We start from the raw sequence: 19,303 nt of genomic DNA, 5'->3' as shown, positions 1-19,303 counted from the left end.
TAACTCTACTTCTTAGTGTTGCTTAAAGCATAACTCCATCGCCCGTTAAATGACTGATAGGCATTAACTTTAGCGAGTAGCGATGAAATTTTTGAATCGACAGCGTTCTCTTGCGCTATTAAAACATCCTGACGCGCATCTAACAACTCAAGATAAGGAATTTGCCCTTCTTCGTACATTGCCTGTGCTTGTAAAAATGCTTTATTAGCAAAGTCATAACGCTCATCGGCAAAGCGTTTTTGCTGTGCTTGATTGACCAACAATTGCAGTGAAAGTTCACTTTCACTTAGTGCACTTAACACCACTTGTTGATAATCGCTGTAAGCGGCCTCACTTAAAAACTTTTGCGCGTCACGCTGCGCTAAAAGCGCAGGATAACTTAAAATAGACCACTGTAACTGCGGCGCTACTTGCCACTGTTGTTGTGTATCACTAAAGCCATTACTACCTAAACTAAGTACTCCAGCAAAACCACTTAAACTTATATCTGGCAATAACGCTTTGCTTGCGGCAACACTTAAACTGTTAGCTTGGCTAAAGTTATAAAGCGCACGGCTAATATCGGGTCTTAGTGCAATTGCGTTATTTGGCTCATTAAGAGACACCTCAAACTCATGCTCTAAAATAGCTTGTTCATTACTTAATTCAACGTTTTGCGTTAAACGCCCAGTAAGCACGGCAAGCGTTGACAGGTCGCGATATTTTGCATATTCAAAAGCAGGAACAAGTGCTTGCTGCTGTCTAAGCTGCGCCATAGTACGATTTAAATCAAGTTCGCTTGCAACACCTTCATCAACGCGAGCTTGTAGTACGTCTATGCTTTGTTCAAGCGCTTCTATTTGCAGCGCTACAATGTGTTGTTTTTCAACATTACCCTGATAGCTTACAAACCCTTTAACAACCGACGAGACTACTTCAATCTGAAGTAAACGTACTTGCTCTGCTTGGCTCATAGCCGATGCATTTGCCGCATCAACCAATGCTGTAATGCGCCCAAACAAATCAAGTTGCCAGTCGAGCGCTAAATTAGCACTCGATTGACGACTATTTACGTCACCCAAACCACTGCGCTGAGCACTAATTTCAGCACCACCTTGCGGCAGGTATTGTGCTTTTTGCTCACCTAATCGTGCGAGCGCACTTTTAAGCATTAATTGGCTAGTTTTTAAATCGTAGTTATTTGCAAGTGCCTGAGTTACCAGCTGATTCAATTGGCTTGATTCAAGCCCTTTCCACCAGCTTGTTTCGTCAGCGCCAGTAAGCTGCTCAGCAACGGCTGCTTTTGCAACAAACTCATTAATTGCGTTTTGCTCACTGAGCGTATCTATTTTGCTCGCACAGCCTGATAAAAACGCAGCCACCAATACAGTACTTATTGTTAAGCGTGTTTTTAGCGTTTTATTTGCTAACTTATTCATGTGGTAACTCCTGCGCTTTTTCTTTTTTATTTACTACAAGCATATAAAATACCGGTGTAAACAATAAGCCAAACACGGTTACACCAATCATGCCTGAGAACACGGCATTACCCATTGCATGGCGCATTTCGGCTCCTGCGCCGGTTGCCAATACAAGCGGTATAACACCAGCTGTAAACGCAATTGAGGTCATTAATATTGGGCGCAGGCGCATACGACACGCCGCTAATATGGCATCAAAATGTGATAATCCAGTCTCATTTTGATCTTTCGCAAATTCAATCATAAGAATCGCATTTTTGGATGCCAAGGCAACTAATACGATTAATGCTATTTGCGTAAATATATTGTTGTCTGAACCTACAAACCACACACCAAGTAACGCTGAAAATATGGTCATTGGCACGATTAAAATAATAGCCAATGGTAAACGCAAGCTTTCATACTGAGCAGCAAGTACCATAAATACCAGTAGCACTACCAGTGGGAATACATACACCATGGTATTACCCGCAAGTACTTGTTGGTAAGTAACCTCAGTCCACTCGTATTCAATACCACTTGGCAAGTTATCAGCAAGGATTGCTTCAATCGCCAGCTGTGCTTGATCTGAGCTGTAACCCGGCGCTGGGCTGCCGTTAAGTTCTGCACTTGGGTAACCGTTGTAATGCATTACACGGTCAGGACCAATTGTTGGTGTAACCGTTAATACTGAACCTAATGGCACCATGTTACCCGCGCGGTTTCTCACTTTTAAATTAAGGATTTGGTCAGGGTCTAAACGGTAATCAGCATCTGCTTGCGCATTTACCTGGTACGTACGACCAAACAAGTTAAAGTCATTTACATACACCGAACCTAAGTAAATTTGTAATGCATTAAATACTTCATCAAGTGGAATACCCTGAATTAGTGCTTGTTCGCGGTCTACATCTATATCCATTTGTGGTACTTGAATACGAAAACTTGAGTAAAGCCCCATTAACGCAGGATCTTGCTGTGCTTTACCAATAACCGTTTGCAGGCTATTAAATAACGCTTCGAATCCTTTGTTTGATCGGTCTTCAATTTGCAACTTAAAGCCACCTGTTGTGCCTAAACCTTGAATTGGCGGTGGTGGGAATACCGCGACAAATGCTTCATCAATTGCGGCAAACCGTTGGTTTAGCTGCGCGGCAATAGCCATTGCAGATTTACTTGGATCGGCGCGGTCTTCAAACGCATCTAAAGGTGTAAAAACAATACCGCTGTTAGGGCTATTGGTAAAACCATTTACCGACAAACCAGGAAAAGCAACCGTATGCGCAACACCCGGAACATCTAAGGCAATTTGCTGCATTTGTCTTAATACATCTTCAGTGCGGTCAAGGCTTGCTGCGTCTGGTAACTGAGCAATCGCCACTAAGTATTGCTTATCTTGTTGTGGAATAAAGCCACCAGGTACGGTATCAAACAGTTTAATTGTACCGCCAACCAGTGCAACATAGGCCACCATAGCAATTAGGCTTAGACGAATTAGCTTTTTAACCAATTTTTCGTAGCCCTTTGCGCCACGGTCAAATATGCGGTTGAATGGTTTAAATAACCAACGACCAAATAATTTATTTAGTAAACGTGTAAATGCATCTGGTTTTGCATCGTGCGATTTTAATAACAGCGCTGCTAATGCAGGTGAAAGTGTTAATGAATTAAACGCTGAGATAATAGTCGAAATTGTAATTGTAAGTGCAAATTGCTTATAAAACTGACCAGACAAACCTGTAATAAAGGCGGTTGGAATAAATACTGCACTTAATACCAATGCAATAGCAATAATAGGGCCGGTTACTTCGTTCATAGCAACGCGGGTGGCTTCAAGTGGTGATAAACCTTGCTCAATATTACGTTCAACGTTTTCTACAACTACAATCGCATCATCTACAACAATACCGATGGCAAGTACTAAGCCAAATAACGATAAGGTATTAATCGACACACCCAACCACTGCATAACAGCAAACGTACCAATAAGTGAAATAGGCACAGCAATAAGCGGGATAATAGACGCACGCCATGTTTGTAAAAATACAATAACTACAATTACAACCAGTACAATGGCTTCAAGTAACGTTGCAATTACTGCGTCAATCGAGCCGCGTACAAATACAGTAGGATCGTAAACAATGTCGTATTTAACCCCTTCAGGAAAATCTTTTGATAAACGCGCCATGGTTTCGCGCACTTGATCCGAAAGCTCAATAGCATTAGAACCTGGGCGCTGAAATATAGGCATTGCAAGCGCTGGTTGAGTGTCTAACTCTGCGCGCAGTGAGTAAGTATCTTGCCCTAATTCAACACGTGCAATATCAGATAAGCGTGTTAACTGACCTTCATCGCCTACTTTAATAATTACTTGTTCAAACTCTTCAATACTATTTAAACGCCCTTTAACGTTTAATAGTATTTGGAATTGGCTGTCGTTTGATACCGGCTGAGCACCTAAGCTACCTGCGGCCACTTGTTGGTTTTGCGAACGAAGCGCAGTTACAACATCGGTTGCTGTTAGCTCACGTGCTGCTAATGCATCTGGGTTTAACCATACCCGCATTGAGTATTTGCCCGCACCAAATAAGCGAATGTCGCCCACACCAGGTAGTCGTGCAATTTCGTCTTTAACATACAAATCGGCATAGTTAGATAAATACGCGGTATCGTGTGTTTTTTCTGGCGAATATAAATGCACCACCATGGTTAGATCCGGTGATGACTTTTCGGCCACCACGCCTAAACGTTGTACTTCTTCTGGCAAACGCGGCAATGCACTGTTTACACGGTTTTGTACTTGTACTTGAGCACGGTCTAAATCGGTACCCAATGCAAATGTTACCGTTAGGGTCATACGCCCATCGCTGGTTGCTTGTGAAAACATGTACAACATGTTTTCAGTGCCGTTTATTTCTTGCTCCAGTGGTGTTGCCACTGTTTGAGCAATAACCGTTGGGTTAGCACCGGGGTAACTTGCTGTTACAACTACTGTTGGTGGAACAACTTCTGGATATTCACTGACCGGTAGCTGAAATAAAGAAATGCCACCTGCAATTAAAATAACTAAAGACAACATAGCCGCAAATATCGGCCGTTGAATAAAAAAGTGTGAAAATTTCATCAATAAACCTTATTGCTTAGCCACTAAGCGTGATTCGTCATTAGAGAGTGTGAATGCAACATCACTGCTGTCTATTGTCACTGTGTTTGGTGCAATTGGCATACCTGGGCCTACGCGAGCAGGACCATTTACGGCAATCACATCACCTTCAGACAAACCCGATGTTACTGCGCGAAGCGAACCATAACGCTCACCCACAGTGACTAATTTGTACTGCAATACGTTGTTTTCGCCAACGGTTAATACAAAGCGATTTTTTAAATCAGTGCCGATTGCTCTGTCTGGCACAATAATTTGTTCACTAATTGAATTCGCCGCTAATTTAATACGCGCAAATGACCCTGAACGAAGTTGGTTATTATCTTCGTCAAATACAGCGCGCACACGCAAAGTACCCGTAGAGGCATTAATTTGGTTATCAATAAAGTTGATATACCCTTTGTATGCAAAGTCGTGTTGCCCTACTTTTTGCATAACAACAGGCTGGCGGCTAGCGGCTGTTACATTACTAAAAGCACTATTCCAAGTGCGTTCATCAATATCAAAGTATGCATACATTTTTTCGTTAGAAACAATGCTTGTTAATACACTTTGACCCGCAATAATATTATTGCCTTTAGTAATGTTTGCACGCGAAATAACTCCATCAATTGGCGATACAATTGAAGTAAATTCTAAATCTAGTTCGGCTGATGTAAGCTGTGCTTGCAAAGCAACAAGCTGTGCTTCACGTTGGCGTAAAACAGATGTACGAGATTCAGCCTGCTCAGTAGAGATTGCTTTACGCTGTGTTAAACGTACCGCGCGTTTAGCTTCACTTTTTGCTTGTTCTAATGCAGCTTGTGCACTGTTAATTTGTGCTTCAAGGCTTGCTACCACAGCCGCAAATGGGCGGTCATCTAACTTAAATAATAGATCGCCCTTTTTAACATTGTCGCCTTCATTAAATGCAATGTGATCAATAACACCTGACACACGCGGCATTAATGCCACTTCTTGAGGAGACTCTAAACGCGTTGTATAGGTGTGCCAACTCTGTACTGGTTTAACAAGTACCGTTGCAACATCAATTGGTTGAAGATGTTGCGCCTGAGCTGAAGGTGGTGTGCTTTCGTCAGCACAACCCGCAAGTGTTAATAATGCGCCAGCGAGTGCAGCAGCAATTAAATGTTTTTTCATGAAGACGCTCCTTTTATAATTAGTGTTGCATAGTACGTATTAAGCTTGCGGACAAAAAGCATAGATTTTTAAATTCATTAGTGCCAAAATGGCATCAATAAATTAATTAGGATGTAATAATGGATACGACAAGTCGGCTTTTGATGTTGCTTGAGGTGGTAGAACAAGGCTCTTTTGCCAAAGCGGCTGAAATTCGTAACATTGACCGTTCTGTTATTTCTAAGCAAATTAGTCGCTTAGAAGACGAACTCGGCGTTAGGCTACTTAATCGCACGACTCGCTCATTTTCACTCACTGCTGCAGGCGCAGAAATGATAAAAAAAGCCGCTGAGCTAAGAGAGCTGCTTGGTGAAACAGTGCGCATGGCTGAAAACTACCATTTAGAGCCCCGAGGCGTATTAAAAATCACATCATCAACCTTGATCGGACGCCGTTACTTGCAACCGGTACTGAATAACTTTCAAAAACGCTTTCCTCAGGTTGAGGTAGAACTTCGTTTAGATGATAGGCTCGTTGATATTGTGTCCGAAGGCTTTGATTTAGCATTTAGAGTTGGCGAGCCAAAAGATTCATCGCTTATTGCTCGTAAAATTGCGCGTAACCGACTATTGATTGTCGCAGCACCTGAGTTTATAGAGACTTATGGGATGCCTAAAACAATGGAAGATTTAGCAGATTTGCCCGCAGCAAGCTATGCTAGCAATTCTATAAGGGTTGAAGGAGTCGATTACTACAATAGTAAAGGTGAGCCTTGTGAGCAAAAAATAAAGAGCGTATATCGTGCAAACGATGCGGAAGTACTCCTAATGAAAGCAATTTCAGGCACGGCCTATTTTGTAGCACCCGCATTTATAATTGGCAATGAAATCACCGAAGGTAAATTAATTCCGCTCTTAACGGATATAAAATTGATGGAATACAGTGCTATGTATGCTGTTTACCCACATCGTGACTTACCTGTGCGAACGCGATTGTTTTTTGATGCGGTCCGAGAGTACTTAGGAAAAGATAAACCAATTTGGGAAAATGGCATTCCTAACTTTGAACAAATGTATTAAACCAAGTTGAGTAGAGTTTTCTTCAATACGTTAACCATATACTTTATTGCGCCCAAGGCGTTTTGCTTTATAGAGTTCTTTATCTGCTAAGTTCACAAATTCAAGAAGAGTTTGACCATTTTTGTATTCAGTTACCCCAATACTGATGGTTAAATTAATCACTTTACCGTCAATGTCTATATTAGTGGTTTCAACTATCGATCTTAGTTTTTCTGCAGCGGCAAACGCATCATCAGCGTTTTTGAATGAGCTAAGAAGTGCAAACTCCTCGCCTCCTACTCTAAATACATACCCTTTAGCGAGAGTCACTCTTAACAATGCAGCAATTTCTACGAGTACTTTATCGCCGACATCGTGACCATATTTATCATTCACTTGTTTGAAAAAATCTAAATCTAATAAAAACAAAAAAAGTTGAGATTTATCTTGTAGTTCCACTTCAAAATAATGGCTCATTGAAAGTCGATTGCCTGCTCCTGTTAATGGATCAAGTAATGCTAAGTTTTTTAATCGTTTAGAAGAATGTGCCCTACTCACTTCAAAAATATGTGACACTGCCCATATACTTATATACGTGAGTGATAAATTTAAGCTTAGATTAAATGTGGTAAAGGGGAGCAATGGCGACTTTTCGAATAAGATAATACTTTGCAGACTAAGTAAGGACGCTGATAAAATTACCCCTGCGTATTTACCAAGCAGAAGATAATACAAAATGGGGAGCGCAAATGACCAAATGAATACACCATTTTTAGGCGTTGCTATGTAAGTTCCAAACACCACTATTAATGTAATAAGCGCGCACATTACAATCGATTGCCAAGCTTGAAGCGCTTGTTTACCTAAGCGAATAAAAGTGTACAAACAATATAAAGAAAAACATATTTCTAAATAACCAAGTGTATAAAAGTTGTTTACTGTTAAATTAAAGGCAGAAAAGATTGCAGATAAGCTGCCAAAGCAGAAGCACATCCACCTAAGTACATTCCATCTCAGAACTTTGGTACTATTAAGAGCTGCGATATCCATTCATAAAACTTAATAATGAAATAAAAATCCAGTTTAACGTGAAAAATAGAGATAACAAGCTTTACAAATATAAAATTCTGAGTATTAGTACTGTTTTTAGTAAGTTAAGCTAGGGCGTGTTGACCTTTGGAGGGTGAATTTGCAGCAGTGTGTTTGGTTTTTAGGCAAGGCAAAGCCTATGCAGTGTGGTTATTCCCCATCAATAGGCGATACCGCAACATAAATACCAAACACGCGCAGCCAGTTGGCTCATCCTAGGAGCGATTTATTCCTTGTTGCATACATAGATGTAACAAGGAAAGTAACGCAGAAACTGTTACCGAGTTCGCAAACCTCACGCCGCGATTAAATCGCCCTTCAATAGTAATAAAAAAACACTTTATTGCTGCGGGCTTATTTATACTTAAAAATCAGCTAGCCACCCAACATCGATAAATTAGTCGTAATACCCGTATTACCTTGTTGCAATAAGTGAGATGGCTTTTTAGTTTTAATATAGCGCGATAACAATGCGATTAACGCTTCGTTTGAATCGCTGTTCATATGCTCTCTTAGAGAGATGCCCTCTTCAGAGAATAAACACAAATGTAAATTACCTAACGAAGACACCCTTAATCTATTGCAGGTACTACAAAAGTCGTTGCTATAGGGCATTATTAAGCCAATATTACCTTGATAATCTGGGTGCGAAAACTCTTGCGCGGGGCCCGCTGAAGCACCTTGAATGATACGTTGCCACCCTTTTTGCAATAACTTGGTTTTTATTGATTCACCTGAGAGATGGTTTGCATCAAAAAAATCTTTATTATCGTTTGTCTGCATCAATTCAATAAAACGAATAGTGACAGGTCGGTGTTTAAGCCAACTTAAAAAGGTGTCTAGCTCTGAGGCGTTATATTGTCTCATCAGTACACTATTTATTTTTACTGACGAAATACCGCTATCAACCGCTGCATCTATACCACGCATCACAGACGCAAATTTATCGTGCCCTGTAATTGAGTTGAACATACGTGGATCAAAGCTATCAATACTCACATTAATGGCACTTAAGCCGGCATTTACCCAATCATTAATGTTTTTTTGTAAAGAAAAACCATTTGTGGTCGCGGCGATTTGACTTATACCGGTTGTGTCTTTTGCTGCGCGGATGACATCTATAAAGTCTTTTCGAAGCGTTGGCTCCCCGCCGGTAATACGTACCTTTTTAATACCATGATGAGCAAATGCTTTAATTGTATTACTTATTTCGTTAAGCGAAAGAAAGTCTCGGTCGTGGTCACATTGATAACCATTTGGTAAACAATAAACACACTTAAAATTACACACGTCGGTAATTGATAAACGTAAGTAACTAAATTCTCGTCCTGCTGGATCGACTAACATAACTAAACCTTGGGTATAACTTAAGTATATTTATTACATGTTAAAGAGGTCGCATTAAAATACAAACCTCTTACACATATACTGCTTTTACTGTTTTATGTTGATAAGCCCTTTTTAAGCTCATCTGGTTTCATAGGTAGGTTTCGTAAACGAACGCCAACCGCATTAAACACCGCATTACCAATCGCGGGGGCGATACCAATAACGCCCGGCTCACCTAAACCAACCGGAAACTCGTCACTTTGTATAAATTCAATATCCATATCCGGTACATCTTTCATTCTAAGTGGTAAGTAAGTATTAAAGTTGGTCGCTGAAACCTGTCCGTTTTGATACGTATTTGATTCATGCAACGCAAGGCTCGTTCCCCAAAGTGCAGACCCCTCTAATTGCGCTAACGCGCCATCAGGATGAACTATTAAACCTGCATCAACAACAATATACAGCTTTTTAAGGGTAATTTTTCCATTACCACGATTTACATGCACATGTGCCGCTGTAGCAATCCATGCAGGCATTGTACGTTCTTGCCCTGAACTCGCTGAAAAGCCGATACCTTCACTTTCACCTAACTTAATATTGGCTACTTTTTCAGATACTTTTGTAAGTACGTTATGCAAGCGTGCTGCCCCGCCGATACTCTCTGGTGCTTTACCTGCTTGCTTGCCTTTTGCATCTAGCATTTCAAGGCGAAAAGCAACAGGGTCTTTCCCCTGTTTGTGTGCAACCTCGTCAATGAACGATTCAAGGCTCCACGCAATCCAACCTGGCCCAACCGAGCGTAACCATCCTGGAATGAATGTGCTTTGTACAAGCTCATTATTAATGGCTCTTGCGCGATGGCTGTTCATGCTATACCAATGATCGGCACCCGATGCAGAAAACGCGTCAAACTTGCCTTTTCCATCAACACCTGGGGATAAAAACCCCGGTGCCATTGCCTTGGTTGGCCAACCCGCAGCAAAAGCATGTTCTAAGCCCGTGAAAACGCCGTTTTTATCAAACGATGCCGTCATTTTTGCAACAGAAGCTGAGCGTGATTGGTCAAATAAGCTGTCATCAGCTCGAGTAAATACAAGTTTTACAGGTTTGCCTACTGCTTTAGCTGTAAGGGCTGCGGGTACAGTCCAATCACCAAATAATCTACGACCAAAGCCACCACCTAAATAATAAGGGCGAATAATCACTTTCTCTTGCGCTACTTCAAGTGCTTTAGCTATCGCAGGTAGTGTTAGCGACTGCCATTGATTACCGGTATGGATAATCCAATTTCCATCTTTATACTGAGCAAGGGCATTTAAAGGCTCTAATTGGTAATGGCTAGCGGTCGCTGTGGTATACATTGATTCAAGTAATTCTTTGGCATCGCTTTGCGTTTTCTTAATATTGCCTTCATCAACAAATAAAGTGCCTGAATCGGTTTGCTCACACAAACGTATACCCTCTTTTTGAATATCAGACTCAGTTACGTTTGCTGCGTTACCTTTTTTATACTTAACCTTTAATACATCAACCGCTTTAATGGCACTGGGGTAGTTATCAGCAAGTACAACAACCCACCCTTCTACCGTATTACTCGGGTCGGTTAAAATCTCATAACCTTTGTACCCTTTAATAGCTTTTGCTGCTGTGTCATCAACACTTATCACTTTGCTGCCAAACCGTGTTGGCGGAATTACTGGACGAGCATAGAGCATCCCCTCAACTTCTACGTCAATACCATACACAGCAGTACCATTGGTTTTAGCTGGTATATCAAGCGCTTTAAAATCTTGTTTAAGCCCTGTTAAATGGCGTTTATTGGCAGGTTTTAGTGGTAAAGTAGCAACTTCTTCACTTGTAAAAGTACGATTAAACTCACCTTTTTTAACTAAATCAGTATAACTAACAGATTTATCGCCAGAGATTATATACCCTTTTTCAGCGTGGCATGTATCTACAGCCACACCCAGCATTTTTGCGCCTGCTTCTATTAGCGCAATTCTACCAGCGGCACCTGCTTGGGAAAGTGGTTTAAAGCTTTGAAAAACCGACCACGAACCGCCAGTTACCATATAACCCCATTTTTCATGGGTATCTACATATGTAATTGATACTTTTTCCCAATCACATTCCAGCTCATCTGCAACTATACGCGCTAATGCAGTGCCTATATGTTGACCCATTTCAGCCTTTGCAATGCTTACTTCGACGCCACCTTCGGTGTTCATTGTCCACCAAATTGTAGGAGAGAATGCTTGCTGAGCTATTGATTCTTTAGCGCTTAGCGAGCCCGAAAAAAATGCTGGAGCAAACGCCATAACCAAACCTGCGCTTGCAGTACCAATCATGAACGAACGGCGGTTTAAATTAACGGTTTCACTATTTTTTTGAAATAATTTTTTCATTATTAGCTCCAGTTAAGCGTCTTGTGCGTTTGGATCAAAAATATTGACAACACTTTGTGACTCATCAGCCGCTCGTTGAATCGCTGTTTTAATGCGTTTGTATGCCATACAACGGCAATAGTTGCCGTTCATATAGTTGGCTATTTCGTCTTCAGAGGGATTTGGGTTCGTTGCTAGTAATGTAGCTGCTTGCATTATCTGACCCGATTGGCAGTAACCACATTGTGGGACTTGTTCGTCAACCCATGCCTTTTGCAGTGGGTGTTCGTTATTTAATCCTTCGATGGTAGTAATTTTTTTGCCCGCAATAGCGCCTACAGGTAACAAGCACGAACGCGTAGCTTGTCCATCTAAGTGCACAGTACACGCACCACACATCCCAATACCACAACCAAATTTTGTCCCTTTTAGTCCAATTTCATCACGAATAACCCATAACAACGGTGTATCTTCACTCGCGTGTGATTCAATCACCTTGCCATTAATTGTAAACGTCACCATAGCTTGCCCCTTGATTAAGCTTTTATAGCAACTCTTTAAGTTATTCGTATAGCTTAAAGAGTTACTATAACTATTAAAAAATGTAATTACTGACCTTACTCATTACTTTTGTCGTGAAAATACTTTACAGCGTTTTTCTATAAACTCATGGAGTTGCGCTTGAGTGTCTATATCCAAACTCGCACATTTTAAATTAACAGTATTAACTTCTTCATCATTGCAACGCAGTAGATGCTGCGCACCTTTATCTGTAGTTAAGTCGCTAAGCTTCGATAGATCAACGTTAGGAAATATCGCAGGCACGCCTAAACGCTCGCCGTAATTAGCGCACCAACGAGCAGGATGCTTTTTAAAATTTGCAACTAATTCACTCAAATGATCTGTAGTAAGCTCAACCTGATCAGCAAGCATAAATAAAATACCATCTGGCTGCTGATCTTTTAAAATAGCTTTTGTGGCTGTCGCAATAGAATCACCTAAACCTTTATCCCATTGTTTATTTTCAATCAGCTTAATATTTTTATTATTTTCGAGCGTGTTTTTTACTTCTTTATGCCATGCACCCGTGACGACAAATACAGGTGAGCTATCAAGTGCTTGTATAACATCAACCGCACGTTCAATCATCGTTTGGCCTGCGCCAATATCGGCAGTTAACTTACAACCATTGAACCGTGATGACTGCCCCGCCGCTAATATCACCTTAGCGATTAACACTTTTCATTTCCCCAGTTACTCAATGAGGTGGCATTTTTATTTGAAAACACGGCGTGTATTTCGCTAATGAGTGAAAGTGCAATGCTCTCCGGTGAGTCGCCGCCTAGATTTAAGCCTACAGGACCAAATACAGGTGACTTTACTTTCTCTAGCGAAGTATTCGCCTGCGTTAGCACTTGCGCCCGTCTATGTTTAGGGCCAAGTAAACCTATGTATTTAAATGTTATATCAGCGAGTTTGCAAAGCACACTAGCATCAAGCTCAACACTGTGGGCCATTAAAACAGCGGCATCCACTTTGTTTTCTATACAATACTCACGTAATTGATTTGGCTTAGAACGTAAAATAGCATCAGCATTTGTAAAGTACTGCCTTTTAGCATTTGCTGGACGCGTATCCCATACGGTTACACTCCAACCAAGTTGTTTAGCAAGTGTATAAACAGGCACCGCGTCTGCCCCACCTCCTACAATAAGTATATGAGGCGCAGGGTAAATAGAAATATCTAAAAACGTTGCATCATTAATTTCAATCAGTTGAGCTTTTCGATTAATTGATAAACCTTGTTGCTCTGCGTTTAGAGCAAATTCACCACAGCCACTGGGTATAATAGGGTTCACTTGTTGAAGGTAGTGCCCCGCTATATTATCGTTAAGTGCTTTTCTCATATGTTCAAGCTGCAAATACTCGTTAGCCTTATGAATTGGCTGAAGTAAAATATGCACTATACCGCCACATCCAATACCTAACTGAAATGTTAAATCATCTTCATCTGTTGCATCGTAACTTATCGTTTTACTAGTTAACGTGCTCATTACTTGCTTAGCATGTCGCTGTATGTCAGCCTCTAGGCAACCACCAGAGAGCATACCTAAACGCTGCCCTAAACTCGAAATAAGCATCATTGCGCCTAGCTTACGATAACTAGAACCTTCTATTTGATACAAAGTGGCTAAAACCCACTCTTGTTTATCTTTGAGAGGCTCCCAGCTATTTAATATATTTTTTAAATCAGTAACCATACACTTTTACCTTAAAAAATCATCGTGTGTGCCGATGATTACTGCCACTTTACGTGACAATTTTTAGATTCGTTTAAACAACTACAAAAATTGAACAGCAACCTTACTTTGCCGTAACCTTATGTAACACTTTTATAGCAAAGTGATTGATTATTAATGTTTTAGCCCTCAATAATATCATCCAATGTGTCGATTAGCTCATCAAAACGTTCATTTACATTTTCGCGTTGTTTATCACTTAAAGTGGTATTTAACTCATTTAATAAATTTACATATAAACTAAGATTTTCATCATTAATTTTAAGCAGCTCTGGGCTCATATATAATTCACGCTCTTTTATAACCGTGCTTAATTGCTCAATAAACTCAGATTGCGTTAAATTTTCACTTTCAAATACTTGCTTAGCAGCATTTAAACGCTGTTGTTTGTATTCGAGCCACAGCTCACTTGAGTCCTGATGTTTATCGTTGGTCAGTTTAATTAGTATTTTTTGCTCAGCATTAAGTTTTCCGAGCCATTGCTCGTAATATTCTAATTGTTCTTCTAAACGATCTTTTTTACGTGCTATAAATGTTTGCTCGTTAAGTTCATCGCGTTCTTCATCAATTTTTTCTTGAATATTATTTATGAATGTTTTGCGCTGTAAAGGCGTTAAATTTTCACCTAATTCAGCCAAAGGCAAATAAGCGAATTCAAGTAAATTTCGCCAATGTTTTTTTGCAAAAACAACGTGTTCTTTAAGCCGAACGGGTTTTAAACCTTCGTTAAACAAGGTTTTTATATTTTGTATATCTTGTTTGTATGCTGGTAACTGCGTTGACCTATGCCAATGCTGTGTTGTTTCGATAATTTTTTTTAGTTGCTTGTTTTGTTGTTTATTTAAATCAACATAATCATCAACCCAAAACGATGAAAGCCAGCTTAAATTATTATAAGTAAATGAGGCAGAGCAACTGCATAAAAACAACATGCTAATAGCGACGCCTACATGTTTGAATTTTTTCATTTTAGTGTTGTTTAGCATCCCATTCCTTTTTTAACTTATATTGTTATTAAATAAATTCATTTGATAATAATTATCATTTACTATTGACTTGCATTCTATTACAAGTGATAATCGTTCGCATAAACACAGTGTAACGACCTCAGTGCCTAAGGAAGAAGTTACAGCAAGGATGCTGATATTTAATTAAGAAGACTGTGCCGCTTCGTGTTTGCTACTTACTCGACCCAAGTAGTCAGCACTCAAGATCACAATTACTTGCTACATTGCTCATATTAGTGACGGTTGATATGACTCAAAAAAGCCCTAACGGGCTTTTTTTATTTCTTTAAATTTTCTGCAATATCTGTATCTTACACACCACTTATAAATTTACTTCATGCAAAAAAACTCTGTTTTGAGCTATACATTACATATTCAGCCAAACTAGAAGCACTGTATCTTGCGTTTATATAAAAGCTGGCGTAAAACATAACAGTAGACACTTCTTTTTGCACTCACATTTAAACGTTACAACAGTCTATTTAGCGCATTAATTTGTAATAAAATGACGTTTGACTAATACATATTGCAACGATTACTAATTGGAGACATGAATATGTCACAGTTTAATTTAAAAACTTTAATACTTGCTAGCGTGTTGCTTACAAGCCCTTTTGCCCATGCAGGGCTCGAAGATGGCATTAAAGCAGCTAATGAAGGTTACTTTGAAGAAGCCCTGAAAGAGTTTGAATACCTTGCTGATAAAGGTTATGCACCTGGAATATATGAACTCGCGAAGTTATATGAAGGGGGTTACGGTGTAATTCGCGATTACCGTAAAGCCGCTCAACTTTATCAAGAAGGTGTTAAGAAGAACCATGTAGACTCTATGTTTGCATTAGCGGTGTTATATGATGAAGGCAAAGGCGTTAAGTTAGATAAACAAATGGCATTAAACTTATTTGAAAAAGCAGCCAATAAAAATTTACCCGCTGCGCAGTTTAATCTTGGTGTTATGTACGCGAATGGTGATGGCGTTAGCCACGATTTTGAACTTGCAAAAAAATGGTACGAAAAAGCAGCCGCTAATAATTACTCACTAGCGCAATTTAACTTAGCGCTCATGTATTTTGAAGGTTTAGGCATGCCAAAAGACTTAGAAAAGTCATACATTTGGAATACTATTGCTGAATACAACGGTAATATGCAAGCAAGCCATAGCCGAAAGCTCGATGAACGAAAAATGCTACCTAAAGAAGTTGAGGAAGCTAAAGAAAAAGCGGACGCTATTTATACCAAAATTTTAGCTGGTACATATGCTGGTGAAGGCCGATTGTTCTAATCTTTATATTCACTAAAGCTGAACTATTACCATAGTTCAGCTTTTTTCATCTGAAGCCACACCTACTTAATATAAAGCCACTTTAAAAGCTTTATAAGCACGTTACTTTGCTTGAGTAACATACCAACTCGCGGATTAAATGAACCTGAAACTAGCGTGTTTTTAGCATGGCTAAAGGTTAAAAATCCTTCTTTACCATGGTAATGACCCATACCAGAGTGCCCAACACCACCAAATGGTACATCATCTGCTGTAACTTGCACTAGCGTGTCATTAACAGCAACTGTACCGCTGAGTGTTTGCTTAATAATATAGTCTTGAGCAGATTTATCTTGCCCTAAAATATAAAGTGCTAATGGATGGTGATGTTGTTTAATGTAATCAATAGCATCGTCAAGTTTGTTATAACTCATTATTGGTAATATAGGGCCAAATAATTCATCCTGCATGAGCTGCATTTCATCGCTTACCTGTGTAACAATATGCAGCCCCATACGGTGTTTTTCTGCATCTTGCTGGTTTTGCTCAAGCGGTTTTACAATCGTTGCACCGAGTTCTTGTGCTTGCGCTAAATAACCCGTTAAACGCTTGTAATGTGCATCGCTAATAATCGATGTTAAGTTTTTACCTTCAACACCCTCTTCAAAATGCTTTTTATAAAGCTCACATAATTGCTGAATGAGCTGATGCTCAAGTGCTTGTGGTACCAATACATAATCGGGTGCGACACATATTTGCCCAGCGTTAGCCATTTTCCCAAATAGTAACGTTTGCGCTGCTTTTTTAATATCAGCCTGCTCGGTAATAATAACGGGTGACTTCCCCCCAAGTTCAAGTGTTACTGGTGTTAAGTTATGACTCGCTGAGGCCATCACCAATTTACCCACCGCAGTTGAGCCCGTAAACAATAAGTGAGCAAATGGCAACGATGAAAACTCACTTGCAACCTCACTGCCGCCCTGAATTACTTTGCAGTGCTCTTGTATTTCGGCGCTAAATAATTTTTCAAGTACCACATTTGTGTGTGGTGTAAATTCGCTCAGTTTTAACATCACTCTATTACCTGCGGCAATCGCTGTTACAACAGGTACTATAGCTAATTGAATAGGGTAATTCCACGGTGCAATAACACCAACAACCCCTTTAGGCTGATAAGTTACACTGACTTTTGAAGGCCATAAACTTAAACCTACCGCACGATTACTTGGTTTAGACCAGTTAGGCAATTTTTTTATTATATGCGCAAGTGTTTGTACTGTAGGCAGAATGTCGCCAAGTAAAGTGTCAAATGCCGTTCGGTAGCCAAAATCTTTTGAAACTGCATCTACAAGCTCTTCTTCAAGTTCAACAATTCGTAATCGGAGATTTTTTAGCAACGTAATACGTTTATTGATTGGTAAATAAGGCGTACTTAGAAAGGCATCTTGTAACCCATCAAACTGTGTGGTTAAAGAAACTGTATTAGAAGTGTCAGTGGTCAAAGTAGGTTACTCAATTTTCAAAGTTACTACAGATAATAACCCTGAACTGTTTTTCGAGCAATCACACTAATTTAGCTATAATAGCCAAACAAGTAAGCATTAAGAGTCGTTTTGCCCAGAACTGAGATGATAAGCAAAACGACTCATATCGAGATAGCTATAAGCTAAGTTTAAGTTTGTTTAAAAATTAAATACTTTTGCTGCAATAGTCATCGTCACTAATGTAATTAAAATTATCGCAATAATATTAAGCATAAACCCTGCTTTTATCATATCTCGTATTTGTATTTTCCCCGAGCCAAAAACAATTGCATTTGGTGGTGTTGCCACTGGCATCATAAACGCACAGCTACATGCAATAGCTGCTGGAATAACCCAAACTAAAGGCGATCCGAAAATACTTTCCGCAACAGGGCCTAAAAGAGGTAAAAAACCAGCGGCAGTAGCCGTGTTACTGGTTATTTCGGTTAAAAATGTAATTAACGCAACAACCACCAATACAGCCATAACCAGAGGTATTGCGCTTGCACCTTCAATTAAATGCGCAATGTATTGTGCTAAGCCAGATGATTTTATTTGCGAAGCGAGTGATAACCCTCCTCCAAATAATAATAGTACTCCCCATGGTACTTTCGATGCACTCACCCAATCTAAAATTCGTTCATCACTGCCTTTATTGGCTGGTAAAACAAATAATAACAATGCAGCCGCTATTGCTATTGCTGTATCTGAAATTTTAAGTCCAGAAAAATCAGCGAGTAAAGGTCTAAAAACCCAACAAAGAGCGGCTAATACAAACACATAAAACACCCCTTTTTCAGCACGCTGCAAAGGACCAAGGGTCGTCAGTTCTTTTATAAAAACAGATTTACTGTCGTGTAAATGTTCTGTTTTTTCATCAACCTTGTAGCTGAATTTTGTGAGCCAAACCCAACATACTATCAACATAACAATTGCTAACGGAACACCAACAAGCATCCATTGACCAAACCCTATTTCGATTTGATAGCTTTCTGACAAATAGGCCGCCATTAAGGCATTCGGCGGTGTACCTATTAGTGTTGCAATTCCTCCAATGCTCGCACCATATGCAATAGATAACAAAAGTGCTTTAGCAAATCCATCATCCTCTGAGTTTGATTCGCTCACTAAGTGTATGATTGAAAGTGCAATTGGTAGCATCATTACTGTCGTTGCAGTATTTGACATCCACATAGATAAAAATGCTGTTACCAACATCATGGCTAAAATCTGTAAACTCGGCTTTTTACCCGCATAAAGCATCGTCGTTAACGCGATCCGTTTATGTAGCCCCCAACGTTCCATCGCAATGGAGATCAAAAAACCACCTAAAAATAAAAATATTAAGGGGTGTGCATAAGGCGCTGCGGTACTTTTTATAGGTGCTATATCAGCAATCGGCGATATAACAAGTGGCAATAATGATGTTGCAGGTATTGGTACAACTTCACTAACCCACCACGATGCCATCCAAAAAGCTAACCCTGCGGTTTTAAATGCAAGACCAGACATACCACTAGGAGGGTCTATCAAGCACGTTAATAGCATTACAGCAGGGCCAAGCCATAATATAATTTTTTGCGTTAATGTATTTTTCACTGGCTCGTTTTTTATAATTTTCTGAGTCATAA

At 39.8% G+C, this 19,303-nt stretch carries 14 protein-coding genes; 2 read left to right on the top strand and 12 right to left on the bottom strand.

Features of this window, described 5'->3' with window-relative positions; translation table 11 throughout:
* Window positions 1-5 precede the first annotated feature (5 nt).
* The 3 genes from D172_RS19130 to D172_RS19120 are packed head-to-tail and all read right to left on the bottom strand — an operon-like array spanning window position 6 to window position 5,742.
* A complete protein-coding gene (locus D172_RS19130; protein WP_007375507.1) occupies window positions 6-1,418 on the bottom strand; it encodes a TolC family protein in 1,413 nt (470 codons plus the stop codon).
* A complete protein-coding gene (locus D172_RS19125; RefSeq protein WP_007375508.1) occupies window positions 1,411-4,563 on the bottom strand; it encodes an efflux RND transporter permease subunit in 3,153 nt (1,050 codons plus the stop codon). The genes D172_RS19130 and D172_RS19125 overlap by 8 nt, the downstream gene beginning before the upstream one ends.
* A gap of 9 nt (window positions 4,564-4,572) precedes the next feature.
* Window positions 4,573-5,742, bottom strand: coding sequence for an efflux RND transporter periplasmic adaptor subunit (locus tag D172_RS19120; RefSeq protein WP_007375509.1), 1,170 nt, complete (start codon window positions 5,740-5,742; stop codon window positions 4,573-4,575).
* Between the two features lie 119 nt (window positions 5,743-5,861).
* On the opposite strand from D172_RS19120, the gene D172_RS19115 reads away from it, so the two are divergent.
* A complete protein-coding gene (locus D172_RS19115) occupies window positions 5,862-6,800 on the top strand; it encodes a LysR family transcriptional regulator (protein WP_007375510.1) in 939 nt (312 codons plus the stop codon).
* Window positions 6,801-6,830: 30 nt separating this feature from the next.
* Here the strand turns inward: D172_RS19115 and D172_RS19110 are convergent, their stop codons facing one another.
* The 7 genes from D172_RS19110 to D172_RS19080 all read right to left on the bottom strand — a co-directional run bounded on the left by D172_RS19110 (window position 6,831) and on the right by D172_RS19080 (window position 14,867).
* Window positions 6,831-7,829, bottom strand: a complete 999-nt coding sequence (locus tag D172_RS19110; protein ID WP_007375511.1) for a GGDEF domain-containing protein — start codon at window positions 7,827-7,829, stop codon at window positions 6,831-6,833.
* A gap of 414 nt (window positions 7,830-8,243) precedes the next feature.
* The gene (gene moaA, locus D172_RS19105; RefSeq protein ID WP_007375513.1) at window positions 8,244-9,215 is read right to left on the bottom strand and encodes a GTP 3',8-cyclase MoaA; all 972 of its coding nucleotides are present in this window, start codon (window positions 9,213-9,215) and stop codon (window positions 8,244-8,246) included.
* A 95-nt stretch (window positions 9,216-9,310) separates the two neighbouring features.
* Window positions 9,311-11,602, bottom strand: a complete 2,292-nt coding sequence (locus D172_RS19100; RefSeq protein WP_007375514.1) for a xanthine dehydrogenase family protein molybdopterin-binding subunit — start codon at window positions 11,600-11,602, stop codon at window positions 9,311-9,313.
* A 12-nt stretch (window positions 11,603-11,614) separates the two neighbouring features.
* Window positions 11,615-12,103 carry a (2Fe-2S)-binding protein gene (locus D172_RS19095; RefSeq protein ID WP_007375515.1) on the bottom strand — a complete coding sequence of 163 codons (489 nt, stop codon included), beginning with the start codon at window positions 12,101-12,103 and terminating at the stop codon, window positions 11,615-11,617.
* Window positions 12,104-12,205: 102 nt separating this feature from the next.
* Window positions 12,206-12,820 (bottom strand): nucleotidyltransferase family protein, encoded by a 615-nt coding sequence (locus D172_RS19090; RefSeq protein ID WP_007375516.1) that lies wholly within the window; start codon window positions 12,818-12,820, stop codon window positions 12,206-12,208.
* Entirely contained in the window at window positions 12,814-13,842 is a 1,029-nt protein-coding gene (locus tag D172_RS19085; protein ID WP_007375517.1) for an XdhC family protein, read from the bottom strand. Before D172_RS19085 ends, D172_RS19090 begins: the two co-directional genes overlap by 7 nt.
* 161 nt (window positions 13,843-14,003) lie before the next feature.
* Entirely contained in the window at window positions 14,004-14,867 is an 864-nt protein-coding gene (locus tag D172_RS19080; protein WP_007375518.1) for a DUF6279 family lipoprotein, read from the bottom strand.
* Between the two features lie 577 nt (window positions 14,868-15,444).
* Here D172_RS19080 and D172_RS19075 point away from each other — a divergent pair.
* Window positions 15,445-16,170: a tetratricopeptide repeat protein gene (locus D172_RS19075; protein ID WP_007375520.1), complete on the top strand. Its 726-nt coding sequence runs from the start codon at window positions 15,445-15,447 to the stop codon at window positions 16,168-16,170.
* A 62-nt stretch (window positions 16,171-16,232) separates the two neighbouring features.
* Here D172_RS19075 and D172_RS19070 read toward each other — a convergent pair whose 3' ends face one another.
* Together D172_RS19070 and D172_RS19065 are read right to left on the bottom strand one after the other, a co-directional pair.
* Window positions 16,233-17,651: a coniferyl aldehyde dehydrogenase gene (locus tag D172_RS19070; RefSeq protein WP_007375521.1), complete on the bottom strand. Its 1,419-nt coding sequence runs from the start codon at window positions 17,649-17,651 to the stop codon at window positions 16,233-16,235.
* 180 nt (window positions 17,652-17,831) lie between these two features.
* Entirely contained in the window at window positions 17,832-19,301 is a 1,470-nt protein-coding gene (locus tag D172_RS19065; protein ID WP_007375522.1) for an SLC13 family permease, read from the bottom strand.
* Window positions 19,302-19,303 lie beyond the last annotated feature (2 nt).

Origin of the sequence: Pseudoalteromonas sp. Bsw20308, from assembly GCF_000310105.2 — a bacterium.
GTDB classification, from domain to species: Bacteria; Pseudomonadota; Gammaproteobacteria; order Enterobacterales; family Alteromonadaceae; genus Pseudoalteromonas; species Pseudoalteromonas fuliginea.
This window is presented reverse-complemented; position numbering and strand designations above follow the sequence as displayed.

Coding starts and splice junctions, on each gene's coding strand:
- D172_RS19130 (WP_007375507.1), bottom strand. CDS start 1,418: ATGAATAAGTTAGCAAATAAAACGCTAAAAACACGCTTAACAATAAGT.
- D172_RS19125 (WP_007375508.1), bottom strand. CDS start 4,563: ATGAAATTTTCACACTTTTTTATTCAACGGCCGATATTTGCGGCTATG.
- D172_RS19120 (WP_007375509.1), bottom strand. CDS start 5,742: ATGAAAAAACATTTAATTGCTGCTGCACTCGCTGGCGCATTATTAACA.
- D172_RS19115 (WP_007375510.1), top strand. CDS start 5,862: ATGGATACGACAAGTCGGCTTTTGATGTTGCTTGAGGTGGTAGAACAA.
- D172_RS19110 (WP_007375511.1), bottom strand. CDS start 7,829: ATGGATATCGCAGCTCTTAATAGTACCAAAGTTCTGAGATGGAATGTA.
- moaA (WP_007375513.1), bottom strand. CDS start 9,215: ATGTTAGTCGATCCAGCAGGACGAGAATTTAGTTACTTACGTTTATCA.
- D172_RS19100 (WP_007375514.1), bottom strand. CDS start 11,602: ATGAAAAAATTATTTCAAAAAAATAGTGAAACCGTTAATTTAAACCGC.
- D172_RS19095 (WP_007375515.1), bottom strand. CDS start 12,103: ATGGTGACGTTTACAATTAATGGCAAGGTGATTGAATCACACGCGAGT.
- D172_RS19085 (WP_007375517.1), bottom strand. CDS start 13,842: ATGGTTACTGATTTAAAAAATATATTAAATAGCTGGGAGCCTCTCAAA.
- D172_RS19080 (WP_007375518.1), bottom strand. CDS start 14,867: ATGCTAAACAACACTAAAATGAAAAAATTCAAACATGTAGGCGTCGCT.
- D172_RS19075 (WP_007375520.1), top strand. CDS start 15,445: ATGTCACAGTTTAATTTAAAAACTTTAATACTTGCTAGCGTGTTGCTT.
- D172_RS19065 (WP_007375522.1), bottom strand. CDS start 19,301: ATGACTCAGAAAATTATAAAAAACGAGCCAGTGAAAAATACATTAACG.